The sequence below is a fragment of the Streptomyces sp. NRRL WC-3618 genome (genome assembly GCF_001280005.1).
Taxonomy (GTDB): Bacteria; Actinomycetota; Actinomycetes; order Streptomycetales; family Streptomycetaceae; genus Streptomyces.
Window position 1 is genome coordinate 15,581 of record NZ_LGDW01000018.1, and the last position, 14,510, is coordinate 30,090.

Annotated in this window: 13 protein-coding genes, 1 tRNA gene, 1 other RNA gene and 1 pseudogene; 5 read left to right on the plus strand and 11 right to left on the minus strand. The window is 63.2% G+C overall.

Features of this window, described 5'->3' with window-relative positions; genetic code table 11:
- Nucleotides 1–376 precede the first annotated feature (376 nt).
- The 3 genes and pseudogenes from ADL01_RS03505 to ADL01_RS03515 all read left to right on the plus strand — a co-directional run.
- A complete protein-coding gene (locus tag ADL01_RS03505; RefSeq protein WP_199834742.1) occupies nucleotides 377–850 on the plus strand; it encodes a hypothetical protein in 474 nt (157 codons plus the stop codon).
- A gap of 289 nt (nucleotides 851–1,139) precedes the next feature.
- On the plus strand, nucleotides 1,140–2,696 hold the full coding sequence (locus ADL01_RS03510) for an alpha/beta hydrolase (protein ID WP_053740378.1): 1,557 nt from the start codon (nucleotides 1,140–1,142) through the stop codon (nucleotides 2,694–2,696).
- Nucleotides 2,697–2,754: 58 nt separating this feature from the next.
- Nucleotides 2,755–3,562: pseudogene (locus ADL01_RS03515) on the plus strand (tyrosine-type recombinase/integrase); the annotation flags it as partial.
- 925 nt (nucleotides 3,563–4,487) lie between these two features.
- Here ADL01_RS03515 and ADL01_RS41325 read toward each other — a convergent pair.
- From ADL01_RS41325 to ADL01_RS03550, 11 genes are all read right to left on the minus strand, one after another.
- The gene (locus tag ADL01_RS41325) at nucleotides 4,488–4,916 is read right to left on the minus strand and encodes an ATP-binding protein (protein ID WP_234354483.1); all 429 of its coding nucleotides are present in this window, start codon (nucleotides 4,914–4,916) and stop codon (nucleotides 4,488–4,490) included.
- A 60-nt stretch (nucleotides 4,917–4,976) separates the two neighbouring features.
- Entirely contained in the window at nucleotides 4,977–5,807 is an 831-nt protein-coding gene (locus ADL01_RS03520; RefSeq protein WP_078960300.1) for a helix-turn-helix domain-containing protein, read from the minus strand.
- Entirely contained in the window at nucleotides 5,804–6,325 is a 522-nt protein-coding gene (locus tag ADL01_RS03525) for a DUF6879 family protein (RefSeq protein WP_053740380.1), read from the minus strand. Before ADL01_RS03525 ends, ADL01_RS03520 begins: the two co-directional genes overlap by 4 nt.
- Entirely contained in the window at nucleotides 6,312–6,503 is a 192-nt protein-coding gene (locus ADL01_RS03530) for a hypothetical protein (RefSeq protein WP_053740381.1), read from the minus strand. Before ADL01_RS03530 ends, ADL01_RS03525 begins: the two co-directional genes overlap by 14 nt.
- A gap of 593 nt (nucleotides 6,504–7,096) precedes the next feature.
- Nucleotides 7,097–7,747, minus strand: a complete 651-nt coding sequence (locus ADL01_RS43410; protein ID WP_107090792.1) for a sigma factor-like helix-turn-helix DNA-binding protein — start codon at nucleotides 7,745–7,747, stop codon at nucleotides 7,097–7,099.
- A gap of 573 nt (nucleotides 7,748–8,320) precedes the next feature.
- A complete protein-coding gene (locus ADL01_RS44480; protein WP_159049442.1) occupies nucleotides 8,321–8,935 on the minus strand; it encodes a hypothetical protein in 615 nt (204 codons plus the stop codon).
- A gap of 261 nt (nucleotides 8,936–9,196) precedes the next feature.
- A complete protein-coding gene (locus ADL01_RS03535; protein WP_053740382.1) occupies nucleotides 9,197–9,508 on the minus strand; it encodes a hypothetical protein in 312 nt (103 codons plus the stop codon).
- Nucleotides 9,509–9,860: 352 nt separating this feature from the next.
- Nucleotides 9,861–10,028 (minus strand): type II toxin-antitoxin system prevent-host-death family antitoxin, encoded by a 168-nt coding sequence (locus ADL01_RS47660; protein ID WP_078960301.1) that lies wholly within the window; start codon nucleotides 10,026–10,028, stop codon nucleotides 9,861–9,863.
- 15 nt (nucleotides 10,029–10,043) lie between these two features.
- Nucleotides 10,044–10,658 (minus strand): hypothetical protein, encoded by a 615-nt coding sequence (locus ADL01_RS03540; protein ID WP_159049443.1) that lies wholly within the window; start codon nucleotides 10,656–10,658, stop codon nucleotides 10,044–10,046.
- A 711-nt stretch (nucleotides 10,659–11,369) separates the two neighbouring features.
- Nucleotides 11,370–12,365, minus strand: coding sequence for a tyrosine-type recombinase/integrase (locus ADL01_RS03545; protein ID WP_234354484.1), 996 nt, complete (start codon nucleotides 12,363–12,365; stop codon nucleotides 11,370–11,372).
- Between the two features lie 225 nt (nucleotides 12,366–12,590).
- A tRNA-Ser gene (locus tag ADL01_RS03550) sits at nucleotides 12,591–12,678 on the minus strand.
- A gap of 73 nt (nucleotides 12,679–12,751) precedes the next feature.
- Between ADL01_RS03550 and ffs the strand changes: the two genes are divergently transcribed.
- Both ffs and ADL01_RS03555 read left to right on the plus strand, forming a co-directional pair.
- Nucleotides 12,752–12,848, plus strand: an RNA gene (gene ffs / locus ADL01_RS40940) — signal recognition particle sRNA small type.
- An 81-nt stretch (nucleotides 12,849–12,929) separates the two neighbouring features.
- Nucleotides 12,930–14,510: DNA polymerase III subunit gamma and tau (locus ADL01_RS03555; protein WP_053740385.1), on the plus strand; the 1,581-nt coding region annotated here is incomplete at its 3' end.

The following is a 14,510-nucleotide window of genomic DNA, read 5'->3' on the forward strand; positions in this document are numbered from 1 at the left end:
GCATCGGCGACATCATCGGCAAAGTCATGCAGCTGCCTGGCCAGCGACCGAACCCGGTCCGGATCCCCCGGCGTCGGATCCTTGTCCAGGTCCAGCACATGCCAGTCCGTCGGCCGATAACCCGCCACCACGCAACCCCCGTCACAGACAGCCCGCCAACAACCGTATGCACACGCGAACTTACAGGTCACGGTCGTCCGATGGAAAGGTCAACCGGGCGGAGACAGGTGGACGCGCGCTCTCCCGGCGCGCACTGCGTTCAGCGCCGGCGGCGACCACGCAGAGCCCGCCAGGCGTCGCCGACCGCGTCGGCGGACAGCAGCGACCAGCCCTCCGGCTTTGAGACGGAAACCGCCGAAGGGCCCCACCGCAAGCGGTGGGGCCCTTCGACATCGTGCCCGGTGAGCAGGTCACCGATTACCCCAACCCCTCGGAACTGAGCGAGGAGCTTCGGGAGCAGTTGGACGACGAGAGCCGCTGGGAGTCGATCGACCCCGCCCGGTACAACACGTACGCGGACGACCCGGGCGAGCTCTACCTGAACAACCTCTCCACCGCTCCCGGCTGGAAGACCGGCGGCTGGACCCGCTGGAGCCCCACCGACCCCAAGCCCCGCCCCTGCCCCGAGTGCGGCACCGAGGAGGTCCCGCTCCTCACCATCGCCTCCTCGGAATGGGACGGCGGCAGCGAGACCTGGATCCCCGAGGAGGAACGGACGAACCCGACCCCGCTTCCCCTGGGCACACAGGCCGGCGATTTCACCGAGATCGGCATCACCGGCGACAACAACCTCCAGCTCCACGCCTGCCCGGCCGACCCGTCCCTCCCCCACATCGAACTGGTCCAGTGACCGGCACACCAGGAGCCGACAGGAGCTTCACGACCCCGCCGCGGCCGGTCGACTGCCGATCCGGCCCGCAGGCCGGGGAAGCCGAGTACACCGTGCCCGCCAACCACGAGCCCTACCCCGCCCAGTGCTGTGACCGCATACGTTCACCGGGTTGGGGATCCGTGTCGCCAGGAGCTGAGCTGCTGTCGGAGACGGCTTGTACTCTGCACTCATTTGACGATCGGACGATCACGGACGCGGGCAAGCGGGCACGGGGCGGGCGTCCAGGGGCGGGAGCGCGGGGATTTCGATGAGTGACGCACATCCGATACGAAGCCGCAGCACGGGCCTTTCGGTCGGTGCGCGGATTATTGCCGTGGTCGTCCTCGCCGCGATCGGGGCCGTCGGCGCCTGGCTCCAGCACGACGCTCCCGGCCGGAGTGCGGAGCCGCGTACGGAGTTCACCGCGAACAACCCGCCTGCCGCTCTGCCCACCGCGGTCACCACCGGCCAGCACCTCCGCTGGTCCCGCTGCACCTCGCCGCCCACCGCGCGCACGGGCTACGACTGCGCCGCCATGAAGGCCCCCCTCGACTACCGGAAACCAGATGGCAGGACGATCGACGTCGCCCTGATCCGCCGTAAGGCCACCGGCCCGAACGCCCGGCGCATCGGCTCACTCGTCCTCAACTTCGGCGGCCCCGGCGTATCCGGCGTGAGCGGATTGCCCGAATTCCTCAACGAGTACAAGCCGCTCCTCGACCGCTACGACCTGGTCTCCTTCGACCCGCGCGGCGTTGGCGCGACCATCCCCGTGCGCTGCGGCAAGACCGCGGACGACATCGGCTACGACGGGGCCGACGCCTGCGCCAAGCACTCCGGGGCGCTCCTCCCGTACATCGGCACCTCGCACACCGCGCGCGACCTCGACCTGATGCGCTACCTCCTCGGCGACGAGCGGCTGCACTACTTCGGCGTCTCGTACGGAACCGCGCTCGGCGCGGTCTACGCCCACCTGTACCCGTCGCACGTCGGACGGCTCGTCCTCGAAGCGTCCGTCGATCCGACCGAGGACCTCAACGAGAAGCAGGTGTCGCAGGTCAAGGCGGTCCAGGCGGCGTTCGACCGGTTCGCCGCCCACTGCGCGGCCCGTATCCGCCCCTGCCCGACCGGTGATGGGCCCGAGGAGGCCGCGCGACGCATGGCGCGCCTGGCCGACCGCCTGGAGAAGACGCCCGCCCCGGCCGGCGGCGGAAGGAACCTCGACGCCGACGACCTCGCGCGCACCGTCGGTGACCATCTCGTCCTCGGCACAGACGGCTGGTCGCCGCTCGCCAAGGCTCTCACCGCGCTGATCGAGCGCAACGACGGCGGTCCGCTGAGCAAGGTCGGCGCGGGCGATCTCGGCTCCGCCGACCGCGCGCCGGCCCCGCGCGACAGCAGCCGCGCCGCCCTGGTCGCGATCACGTGCGCGGACTCCAGCCTGCGCCCTGGCTTCGAGCGCCTCGACAGGGACGAGGCCCGGATCAAAGCCGCCTCACCTGTCTTCGGCGCGGCCTGGTCCGCTGGCGTCTACCTCTGTTACGACTGGCCGTTCGACGGCGAACGCGCCACGCCCCAGGTGATCGCCGACGGCGCGGCCCCCGTCCTGGTGGTCGGCGGCACCGGCGACCCGACTACCCCATATCCCGGCGCCCGCCACATGGCCCGCGCCCTGGGCGACGGTGTCGGCGTGCTCCTGACGGCCGAGGAGGAGGGCCACGGCACATACCCGCAGAACCGCTGCGTCAGGGAGGCGGTCGACACATATCTCCGCACGGGCCGCACCCCGGCCGTGGGGAGGGTGTGCCGGGGCAGCATGTCCTGAGGCCCGTACGGATCCGCCGGGCGGCCGTCAGCACACCGGTGCGTTCGCAGGGGCCCTGGGCGTGCACCACCACACCGCCCGGTCCGAGACCGGCTTTGGGTGGGTGCCGTCGCGGTCGTCGGGGCAGAGTGGCCGAACGATGCGCAGGCGGGCCGCGAGAGGACATCGAGCCCTACACGATCGAGGAGGTACAGCGACTCCTCGTCGAGGCGGCAAAGCTTCGCAACAGCGCGCGTTGGGTCGTCGCCCTGGCCCTCGGCCTCCGCCAAGGGGAAGCGCTCGGACTCCACTGGGAAGACGTCGACCTGGACGCGGGATACGCACGCATCCGCAAGAACCGGCTCCGCCCCAAGTACGCGCACGGCTGCGGCACCAATCCGTGTGGCCGTAAGGCGGGCTACTGCCCCAAGCGGGAGCAGACCCGACGCGAGCACAAGTCCACCAAGTCGCGCGCCGGGCGGCGCACCATCGGCCTGCCCGATCCGCTGATCAAGATTCTCCGGCTGCACCAGGAAGCTCAGGAGCGGGAGCGGATCGCGGCCGGTGCCGACTGGGAGGGCAAGGGGTACGTCTTCGCCTCGCCGATCGGCGGAGCGCTGAGCCCGAACACCGACTTCCACATCTGGAAGCGGCTGCTTCGGGATGCGGGCGTCCGGAACGGCCGTCTCCATGACGCTCGCCACACCGCCGCGACCGTCCTCCTGATCCTCGGCGTCCCGGACGTCGTGATCGACTCGATCACGGGCTGGGAGCCCGGGGGAGCGGCTCGGATGCGCGCCCGGTACATGCATGTGACGGGGACCATGCTCCGCAAGGTCGCGCAGCAGGTCGGCGACGCGCTCCGGGAGCTCCCGAAAACCAACTGAGACGGACAACGAAGAAGGGCTCCACCGCAAGCGGTGGAGCCCTTCGACATCGTGCCCGGTGAGGCACTGGCGGAGGATACGAGATTCGAACTCGTGAGGGGTTGCCCCCAACACGCTTTCCAAGCGCATCGTCCAAAGACTGCGACGGACCCACTGTGACCAGGGACGGAGCCTGAGTCAAGCGGTTCTGACGAGAGGTAAGCGTCTTGGGCAGTGCGCCCTGGTGGCCGTCCTCCCGCTTCACCAGGAGCGATCCTCCGGTCTCGGCCTGCCCTGTCCTGGTACTCCCTGAGTGGGTTCGGTGGGGAGGCAGGGGCCCCACCGACAGGACCGACCCTGAAGCCCTGTGTGCCCCTCTGCTGCCGTCTCTGCCCTCTCCGGTCCCTCGGTCCAGCCATGTCCCCACAGCCCTGGAGACGGACACGCAGAGGGGTAGGTCAGGAGTGCACTGGCTGTGTCGTCTGACTGGAATGCAGTGGGACTCTCACCAATCCATTGCGGATATGTGTGAGAGAGCGACTCTGTATATGTGAAGCACCAGGCCAGGCCCCACCCAAGCCCTGCTTTCCATTCCATTTCCAGGCGAATTCCGAGTGAGTGGATGGCAGATGCAGCAAGGCTTTCCGAGAATCGCCAGATGTACTGTACACCGACCCGGGGGTTATTAAATGGGGATGATCAAGGGGGAGTGAGTCCCCTGAAAATTCCAGCATAAATACATGTGAGGTGGGTCACGCGCTCGGGCGGGGTCGTGGGTAGGAATGGCCGGAGAATGAGCAGGGGCTTAGTCTCCAGTCTGTGATTTCATGCCCATAACGCACAGCAAGTGACAGCTACGCCGTGCTAGGGCTGCATTCTCCCCGGCCATGATGTGCTTTTCACCCAATGGATCGGTAGTGCCCGCTCTCGGGGTGGACAAGGGCGGTCATGCCCTACACAGCTCGAACCACACGGTCTTGCCGGGGGCGTACTGGCCTTCTCGGGAACGAGGCTCTACGCCCCACTTGTCAGCAAGAGCCTCCACCAGGACGAGACCTCGCCCGGATTCCTCATCGTCACCGGCCGTGCGAGGTTGCGGCATCTTTTCGGATGTGTCAGCTACCTCAATGCGCAGCCGGTCGGAGTACAGCATGAATCGAGTCTGAATCTCACGACCACGTGGTGAGTTACGCAGGGCGTTAGTGAACAACTCGGAGAAGAGGAGTACGGCGATATCCTCGAACGCGGAGACCTCCCATACGGCGAGTTGCTTTCTCAGTTGACAGCGTGACAACCATGCGCACTTGTCATGCCGTGTCCAGTTCCATTCCTTGACAATCGGTGTGTCTGTATCCTCCGGCGCTTTGGCTGTCACGTGCGCTCCCTGGGGCCTATGTCACTTCCCAAGAAGGCTAGGGAAAGCGTGCAACCGGACCTAGCCAGTTTCCTGTTCGCGCAAGAAGTCGTCCCGCACGCCTGCCAGCATCTCTCGCATGTCGTCACCAGAAAGAGCGACGGATGCGAACCCCTCGAACTTGCTTACGTACGTCGCAACATCTCTGGGGTCTGTGACTACTAGCTCAGCGTGGACAGTTTCAACCGATACAGTCCTGTCGTCCCGAATGACGAACGCGTGATTGGCAATGTCTCTCTGTGTCGCAGTGAACGGGACAACGCGAATGTCTATGTTGGGCAAGCGAGAAAGAGAGATGAGCCGGTCTACCTGTTCGGCCATCCTGGGAGCCGACACGATACGCCACCGCAGGACATTCTCAGTGATGACGAAACGCAGAGTCTTACTGTCGTCGTAGAGAACCTGCTGCCGTTCAAGGCGGGCGCTAGTGGTCCGGGTTAGGACATCTTCGGTGAGGTCATGCCGAGAGAGGATTGCCCGGATGTACTCAGGGGTTTGAAGGAGTCCGGGAATCAAGGCCGGTTGGAACAGTCGCAGCAGAGTCATTTGAGTCTCAAGGGCTCGGGTCTGCTGCTGAGCCTTATGGACTCCCATGCGCCGGACAAGTCGCCAAGCTGTCGTTTCCGTAGTCGATGCTCGAACGACCTCTAGGTATTCCGCCTTTACCTCATCAGAGACGCCGATGGCCGTAAGGATGCTCTCTACGTCTACGACAGAAGGGGCAACCTTCCCCGTTTCAATCTTGCTCAGCTTGCTTGTAGACATGACTGCACTACGGGCCACGGCCTTGGCTTCCTTTCCAGATGCCAGCCGAAGTGCCCGTAGTGCGGCCCCTAGCTCTCCTCTATTCACTCGCCGTACTTCGCCCACCATTCGGGGAACGGCTCAGCATGGGCTAGAGCTGTGTCCCGGTAATTGATGAACTCCTGTGCCCGGCTCTCGGGAACGGTTTCCCGTCCCGAGATTGCTCCTGTCTCGTCGTAGTGCATGACAACAGGGGCTGTCTCATCAAAGAGCCAGAAGTCCTCTACGCCTTCAAGGGGGTTCGGCTTGTCGGTGGTGTCGAGAATGAAGAACTCTTCACCGCCTGTCGCGTTCTTCCGGTAGCCCCACCCAAGCTCAAACCGGAGATACGGAGTGAGAGGGCGAGACAGGATGTGCACCCGATAGACCCGCTTGCCCGTGCTTGTGTGGGAGAGGAGTTCTTCCACCCAAGCATCGTTGTAGTCGTCCGGCTGAGATTCCCCGGCAAGGAAGGCTTGATAGGCGTCTGTACTTCCCGACTTGCTGTAGTCGTCTAGGGTCTCAAGCCGGAATGCTTCCCGCTCAAAGGTGTCGAAGAGTTCAGCGAGGCTCTTAGATGAGCCCATCGGCAATTGCCTTCCTGATGAGTTCCACAGGGAGTTCAACCACGGTTTCGTGACCGGGAATCTCTAGGCCGTGGTCGGTGGGAGTCTCGCCCTGGAAAAGGAGCGTGCCCCTGTCCGTGGCGTAGATGGTGGGGCAGTCCTTGAGGTCGCACGTGGTCGCGAGCATGGTCACCTTCATGGGGTTCCCTCCCTGGTCTGCTTCGTTGTGTCCCTGCCCGATGCTGGCCAACACCAACCCACAGGCGCAAGGGTGTTGAGTTGCCAGAACAGGAAACCGACTCGACACGGGGTCTGAGTGGTGCTCAGGGTGGCGTGAGAGGGCACAGGAAGCAGGGGTGGGGCTTCACCGGGGGCCCTTTCATCCCCGGTCTCTTGTGTTTCTCGGGGGAGATCTTCAGCCATACTCGCCTGGCTAACTGAATCGGGAGGGGTCGTGTAATGGGATGCTTAGGGTTCTTGCTTGGTCTCGGTGTGGTGGGTTCCTCGTTCTTCCTGCCTTGGTGGGGAACCCTTCTTCTCATAGCTGGGGCATGGTTCATCGGGGTGCTTGGGACACCCTCTATCGGTCAGGCAATCGGGGCGGGACTTACTCCGTTCGGTGGGCTCCTCCTAACGTCCGTTGTGGATAGTGACTACGATCAATACGCCTTGGTCGCTCTGATCGGAGTGATAGCCATGGGTGGATTGCTGCTTTCCAGTAAGGACCAGCCGGCTCGGGGGTAGTGGGTATTCAGAGTGGGGCCACCGACACTTGTCGGTGAGCCCCTTCTCTTATGCGGTCAGCTTCAGCTCTTCCCTTATCTCCTTGTAGCGCTGAGAGACGTAGCCCCTCGTTACTCCAATCTTCTTCGCTGCCTCTGTCGGCGTTAGTCCATCTAGGAACGCCTTACGGATCGCTGCCTTGTTCTTCTCTCCGCTAGCGTTACTCCTCTTGGCGGTCGTTGCCTTCTTTGGCGTTAGCGACTGCGTTACTACTTTCACCGTTACCTGCTCCGTTAGCGTTAGCTCCAGGTCTCGGAACATACAGCGGTAGTGAGGTGATACCTCGGCAGCACAGATGAGGACTGCCGGGGAAATGGAGTGGATAGCCACACCAACCCAATCCCCGGTGTCTACCGAACTCCAGGTGTTGAGGAAGAGGGAAGCTAGGCCGGTGGCCCAACGGAATGCCGTTGGCCACCTTCCTCCCTTGACTCCATGTCTGGACAGTGTTGCATCTGCACTGATGGATAGAATGAATGCAGCATCGGTGAGAACTCCCAGAGCCCAGCCAGACCACTTCCACTCGGAGTGAGCAGCAACTAACGGAGTCGTAGTCATGAGGCTGTAGAACACTGCTCCAGTAACGATGACCCACACCATTGCGTTAACGGTCTTACGGGTACGTCGGATGGAACGCAGTTCATCAGTAACGTCGTACATGTCTTGTCTCCTTGCTTGAGTAACGCTGGCCAGTAACGGCTAGCGTGAGATGAGTAAAGGGTGAGCTAACAGCATCGCTAACGCTGAATGCCGACTCCCGAGGGACTAGATGGTTAGTCCTGTGCAGCTCAGGCCGCGCGGCCTAACAGACATCGCTACCGCGTCACAGCGCTAAGGCGCTGCTCCGCTATCGCTCTAACGGAGGGAAAGTCAGCAGTCCTTACCCCTGTCACTCTTCCTCCAGTCAAGGGAGCGCTAGCGTAGGGGTTCCGCCTTAGCGGGTTCCCGGAGCGATAGCGACCGTGTCTTTGAGCCGCCCGGCGTATGAGGTGCCTTGGTTTAAACCGGCCTGTCTTGTCACTACGACTAGAACCGGCATGGGCTCCTGACGTTCGCCCCATGCCTTGCACCCGAGGAGGCCTCTCCAGCCATCTCCCGCTCATCCAGTGACTGACGGGGTACTCCTTACTTAGGGCCATAAGTCGTGAGCTGTGGTTGACCCTGGTTCCTACTCTTAGGGCCATAAGTTCCCCGGGTGGTGTGGAGTGGTGACCTCTTACTTAGGGCCATAAGTCAGACCGTGGGTTCGTCCTCGTAGAGATCCTCGTCACGCATCCATGTCCGGTCGGTGAAGTCGCCCACCTGGAGATAGAACGTGGTCTTGGCTCCCCGCTTCTCTCCGATCGTCTCCACTCGAAGCCAGCCACTTTCGACTAGGGCCTGTACTCCCCGCTCTGTGTAGGACCGGAGATTCCCCGCCCGATTCTTCCTGCCCACCGCATCGGCCAGAGAGCGCCACGGGATAGTCACCCTGGAATCATTCCCAGCCAGTCTGGCTACCTGCTTGGCTACCAGCATTCCACTGAGGGGTACGAACTGGACCACATCCCGATACCAGAGCGCTGCTTGGCCTGTCGGGGGCATGTTCTCTGCGGCAAGGGGCCTTCCTCGCTTAGCCAGCAGTCGGCCGTGTTCCTTAATGCGGTCGGCGTAGCGAGCGAGGAATCCTGTGCCCTTCGCCTTGAAGGGGGTTCCGTTGGCCAGCAGCGTGACAATGGACGCCTGTCCGGGAATCCCCTTGGGCCACTCCTTCGTAGCCTTAGCCGTGCCTGCCCACGTTCCCCGCGTGAACTGTTCGGCAATCCTACTGAGGTCTCCGGTGTATAGCTCTTCGTAGTTGTTGCTCATGTCTTTCCGTCTCCGTCCATTGGTTGAGTAAGGGGGCCGATCATTGAGGCCCCCGTTATCTGTCCATGCAGAAGGGGCACCCACTCGGATTGAGTAGATGCCCCTTGGCAAGTCATTCTCGTATTCAGTTGTAAACCCGAGCCGGCTGACCCCCAGGGAATTCACTTCCTCTGTACAGCAACCCCGTTCTTCATCATGAGATAGTGCCGATAGCAGAGCCAATGACCGTGGTGATACACGGACCTCTCGCAACCCTTAGCGTCACACATCTACTGTCTCCCCCTCATGCCATTCAATGAGGTCTGCCGTTACTGCCTCTCGGACTTCACCACTCTCATCCGCCTCCATCACTACGGAAACCAGCTTGTACAGTTCCCAGGGAGTGGAGGAAAAGAGGGTCAACAGTTCACCCACATCTCTCGGGCTGAATCCCTTACCTGCCCCAGAGAACGGGACGGCGTAGCTCCCATCCTTACCGGCCTGTATCTCAACGCTCTTCACGATCCTGGCTTGACATTCCATGGCCTGCTTCCTCAAGTGTCCGAGGATCTTTGTGTGGTCTCGTGCGCTCATCCCTGCCCTTCCTTCACTGCCTTACGGCGATGTGTCCTGTAGTGGCTGAAGCAGAACCCCTTGGCGTAGTGAGAGCGAGTGCAGTTCTCTACGTCGCATCCCTCCTTGCCCGGCTTTACGTACGACCCAATGGGGATCAGGTTCTCTCGGCCACGCCTTAGCTGCTGCTGTGCGTGAGTGGCGCATAGTCCATACGCCCTTACCTTCTTGTCGCAGTCTGGTCCTGCGCAGGTCTTCACGTTCTCAGTCATTGCCCCTCCTTGATCTGGGCATAAAGAAACCCCGCCTCCCTGGAGACAGGGTCAGTGGTTGTCTGTGTATCGGCGGACGCTTTGCCGTCCCGCCGCTATGTTCAGTCGTTGTGACTTAGGTTCCTGCGGTATCGGTCGTACTGCTCCTTGCCGATCAATACTGCCCTTGTCTCTCCGTACCGAGTCAGGTGAACCTCTTCTCCCGACTCGGCCTTACGCAGTAGCTCAGCCAGAACGGCCTTTGCTTCACTGCCTGCAATCTTGTGCATGCCTCACCTCCATACTCAGAAGTTCCAGTCATCTCCTGCCGATGCCGGAATATCGATACCCTTCTTGGGCGCGTACTGATCCCACCACTTCTCGTAGGTGGGAATCAGGTACGCTAGATCGGTGGGAATCCTCTGATTCTCTGCGTACTCAATCAGCTCGGGGTCTGGAGTGAACTGTTCGCCTAGCTCGTCTTGGACCCTGAGGTGGTTGAACTTCCCCTGTATCGCAGCTTCCTTGCTCTTGCCTCCTTCGAATACTGCTAGCGGCTTGATGGGGTCCTTGTACCCCGCCTTGACGTAGTCGGCAGTGATCTCCTTCCAGCGTTCTAGTAGCCGGTCCTCTCGCCCTACCGATCCAATCTTGATCCGGTCATTGGGTAGCCAGATCATGTAGGTGTATCCGGGAAGGTGGCCACTGATGAGACCTCGCTTCTCCATCTCTGCCATCATTTGGGTTCGATACGTTCCCACGTTCCAGTTGGTCAGAATGGCTGCATGCTTCTCGCAGACTGGAACCTGAGCCCACTGGGGGCCGACTGGTCCTCTTGCCCTGACCGTATTACCGCACTGGACTCCGTACTCACTTACACCGCAGGTTCCTCCTACTAGGGTTCCGTCGTTGTTCGTCATGGTTGTGCTCGCTTACTGACAAGGAGCGGCGGGCGCTTTGCCGTCCCGCCGTTATGCTCCTCCGGTGTTGCTTCCCGGATACAACAGAGGCCCCGAGATTCGCCGTCTCAGAGCCTCTGTCGTGCCGATGTATGAGTTGTACTGTCATTCCCTCACAGCCTCTCTCCTGGCCGTACAGGGCTTTGTCTGGGTAGGTGAGCGTCAGGCTGCCTTGGCCCAGAAGTAAGGGCCGTGGGTCAGATCAACCTCTAGTCCTAGCTCCCATGGATGCCTGCACTTTCCGCGTGGTCGGCAGTGCTTACCGAACTGCTCTCGGGTAGAGAACTCCTGCCGACAGCTCACGCACTTGTATGCGCTGTTGCGAAGTACTCGGGTGTAGTGGCGACGTGCCATGTTGTTGCCTCCTCGGCGGTTGTACTCACGGGTGTTGGACCATGAGCGGATACACGTGTGGATGTGATTGCGTCGGTTGTTGGTCCACCTGTGCGCCAATGACAAAGGGCCGACCCTCGTAACGAGAGCCGACCCTGTAGCCAGCGAGATGCGCGATGAACCAGACGGAGACGTACTGCCAACCTGAGTTTGGGCATGGTTGGGATACCTCAAGTATGACAGGTGTTGATCATCCCCGCATCTTTACGTGCGTACCTTCACCCTTGGACATGGAGAAGGGGCGCAACGCCCTTGCGTGCGCCCCTCAGCCTCCCTCGGTCAGTACCTGTCACCCAAGCCCTGTACCGCGTTCACAGCCCTGGTGCTGGCCATGTCCGCTCCATACCGCCTGAGCATCGCCGGAGACTTCCACCCTCGGATAGCCATGATGTGTTCGCCCGAGACTCCAGCCGCTTTCAGGTCATCCGCCCATGTGTGGCAGAACGAGTGAGGAGATACGGCGGCGGGGTCGTATCCAGCTTCCTCCGCCCACTTCTTCACCAGCCCGTGAAGTCCTGCGTAGAGAAGCCTTGAACGGTTCCTCGTACCGAGCCACAGCCAGTCATCCACGTTCGCTCGCTTGTGTGTGGCCCGTACGCGGAGATACCGAGCCAGAGCCTTGACCGTCTTGGGCTGGAGAGGAATGACCCGGCCATCCAGAGAGTTCCTGTCCATCTTGATCGGCACCACTACCAGGGTTGCCCTGGCAAGGTCCAAGTCCTGTACGCGGAGGTTCAGGAGTTCGTCAGACCGCAGACCCTCAGTGAGTACGCGCAGGATTGCGTGATCCCGAACGGTCTGGAAGTCACGCACCTTGGGAGAGCCGTTCCCCGTGGCCTTGAGCATGTCTCCCACGAACTCAGTCGAGAGAGTCTTTGGCTTGCCCATAGGGGGAGTTGCGTACCGCTGAAGCTTGGGGTCCTCGTACGGATCGGTGTGGTCGTACTCCTCTGCCAGGTACGAGAACAGTGCGCGGAGGTTCCTTTGGACTGTGTTCGTTCCTCCGGTATATCCGCCCTTTCCGTCCTGGCTCTTGGGTACGTCGTGCTCCTGGTAGTACCAGCGAAAGAATCGGTTGAGCGTGGCTGTGTCGACGGAGGTGAAGTCTCCGGAGACCTTCTGAGCGGTGAGCCAGTGGTGAAGCTGAGTCGCTGCGTACTTGTAGGCGTTGATCGTCCTGCGCTGGAAGGGCCGACCGTGCTTGTTCGTGGTGGTGGAGAGGTGAAGCTCAAGCTCAGTGATCAGAGCCAGCCTGGCATCCTCGGCACCCTTCACGACCCGTACCGGCCGGAGTGCTGGAGTGGGGGTGTCGGCTGTGGTGCTGCTGCTGACTCGCTGCTGTGAGCGGAGGGGGCTACGGGCCACGGGGAGGACTCCCTAGGTCGAGCCGCTAGCCAAGTGGGAGTTACCCAAGCGTCTTGTCCAACGGCGTCTGGACTGAGAGTCGCTGCCTCAACAGAAGAGGGGCCCGACCTACGTAGTCGCAGGTCAGACCCCTTCTGGCGGAGGATACGAGATTCGAACTCGTGAGGGGTTGCCCCCAACACGCTTTCCAAGCGTGCGCCCTAGGCCACTAGGCGAATCCTCCGACGCGAACATTACATGACCGTGGGTGGTGCTTGCGAACTCGTTCGGGGCCCCTGCCATCAGGTACGCTGGGCCTCAGCCCCTCACGCGGCGCTATCTGACTGAACTCCCCCAGGGCCGGAAGGCAGCAAGGGTAGGTTGGCTCTGGCGGGTGCGTGGGGGGTCTTCTGTGTGCCCGGCCAGATGCGTCCCGTACGGGGTGAGGCGGGCGAGCGGGGTCGACTGTCAGTGGGGCCCGATATCGTCGTATGCGTGTCGTCCCTTGCGCTGTACCGCCGCTATCGCCCGGAGTCGTTCGCCGAGGTCATCGGGCAGGAGCATGTAACCGACCCGCTGCAGCAGGCGCTGCGGAACAACCGGGTCAATCACGCGTACCTGTTCAGCGGGCCGCGCGGCTGCGGGAAGACGACCAGTGCGCGCATCCTGGCGCGCTGCCTGAACTGCGAGAAGGGTCCGACGCCGACGCCCTGCGGTGAATGCCAGTCCTGCCAGGACCTGGCGCGCAACGGGCCGGGGTCGATCGACGTCATCGAGATCGACGCGGCGTCGCACGGTGGTGTGGACGACGCCCGTGACCTGCGCGAGAAGGCCTTCTTCGGGCCGGCCAGCAGCCGCTACAAGATCTACATCATCGACGAGGCCCACATGGTCACGCCGGCCGGGTTCAACGCGCTGCTCAAGGTCGTCGAGGAGCCGCCGGAGCACCTCAAGTTCATCTTCGCGACCACGGAACCCGAGAAGGTCATCGGGACGATCCGTTCCCGGACCCACCACTACCCCTTCCGGCTGGTCCCGCCGGGCACGCTCCGTGAGTACCTCGCCGAGGTCTGCGGACACGAGAACATCCCGGTCGCCGACGGTGTGCTCCCGCTGGTCGTCCGGTCCGGCGCGGGTTCCGTACGAGACTCGATGTCCGTCATGGACCAGCTGCTGGCCGGCGCCGGTGCCGAAGGCGTGACGTACGCCATGGCCACCTCCCTGCTCGGCTACACGGACAGCTCGCTGCTCGACTCCGTCGTCGAGGCGTTCGCCTCCGGGGACGGAGCGGCGGCCTTCGAGGTCGTGGACCGCATCATCGAGGGCGGCAACGACCCGCGCCGCTTCGTCGCCGACCTGCTCGAACGGCTGCGCGACCTGGTGATCCTCGCCGCAGTACCGGACGCTGCGGAGAAGGGGCTCATCGACGCCCCCGTGGACGTGATCGAGCGTATGCAGGCACAGGCCGGCGTCTTCGGCGCCGCCGAACTCAGCCGCGCCGCCGACCTCGTCAACGACGGCCTCACCGAGATGCGGGGCGCGACCTCGCCCCGGCTCCAGCTGGAACTCATCTGCGCGCGCGTGCTGCTCCCCGCCGCGTACGGCGACGAGCGCTCGGTCATGGCCCGCCTCGACAAACTGGAGCGCGGAGTCAACTTCTCCGGCGGTCCCGCGATGGGCATGGGCGGCGCCGGAATCCCCATGGGTTACGTGCCGGGACCCGGTGCGCACGAGGGCGCGGCAGCGGGCGGTCCCGTGGGCGCGCCGACGGGCGGCGGGTTCGCGGCGGCACGGGCGGTGGCGAGGGGGGCCGACGCCCCGAGTGCGCCGGGTGCGGTCGGCGGGCCCGGTACGGCGGACACGGGCGCCGCGCCCGCCCCGCAACCCCAGGCTCCGGCCCAGCCCCAGCAGCCCTATCAGCCCCAGCCCCAGCCTCCGGCGCAGCCCCAGGCCCCGGTCGCCCCGGCCCCCGCACAGACCGCCCCCGGCGCCTGGCCCACCGCGACGAGCGCCGGCAGTGGCCGACGCCCCGGCGGCTGGCCCACGGCGACACCTGCGGGCGGCGGACAGCCCCCC